At 42.4% G+C, this 781-nt stretch carries 1 protein-coding gene; it reads right to left on the reverse strand.

Annotated elements, in window-relative coordinates; translation table 11 throughout:
* A partial coding sequence (locus A3738_RS06875) for a THUMP domain-containing protein (protein ID WP_231876557.1) occupies positions 1 to 537 on the reverse strand: 537 nt, incomplete at its 3' end.
* Positions 538 to 781 lie beyond the last annotated feature (244 nt).

Below are 781 nucleotides of genomic sequence, written 5' to 3' on the forward strand. Positions count from 1 at the left end.
TGCGGCCGCAACATTCTCGCGTAATGGCGCAGCGCCCTTGTCTATTCGATATCCACGCTTGTGGAGACTTTCCCCCGACAAATCCAAGCTGATGCTGAGCACACCTTTACTTAACTTAGCAGCCACCCTAATTTGAGGATTATCTTTATCGACATTTGGCCGCTCTCCAACAACATCACGAAAGTAATCAACAATAGCGTCCTTGACCTTAAGAGCGCCAAAGGCGGAATTTGTTATGTGCTTATTAGTGCCTGAGAAGTTAACAGAAAATGTATTGTCGACCCCAAAATGAGATTGCCACGGAATACGCGCAGCGTGACTATATACATCTTCTGCTTTATCGATTTTTCCGCTTGCCAGCTCAACAAACACCCTGTTCGCTATGCGAGACCAAAGCAATATTGTGTAGACCTGATCTAGCTCCGCGCTTAGCTCGACACCTGCAGAAACCGGCTTGCACGACATCAAACCTAAGGTGTTTAGCTCCTTTTCCAGAAGATACTGCATACCCCTAGGGCAAGAAACAAAGACATTCATAATACAATCCCAACACAAACAAACGTTTAAGGGTAAACCCGCAACATTTTGAAAACTTTCAAGGCAAGCTCATACAAAGGTAAAAACTGACTTATACCAACTAATAATATTTAGTTACTTTAATAGCTAAAAACATTTCTATACTTTTGAACAGATGCTTTGGTACTGTATTTAAAGCATTAAAAAGCCGTTCTTGCTAAGCGCGCTTAAAAGCGCAACGCTCAAACTTTTCTTCATGTAACTG

Source organism: Oleiphilus sp. HI0066, from assembly GCF_001635725.1.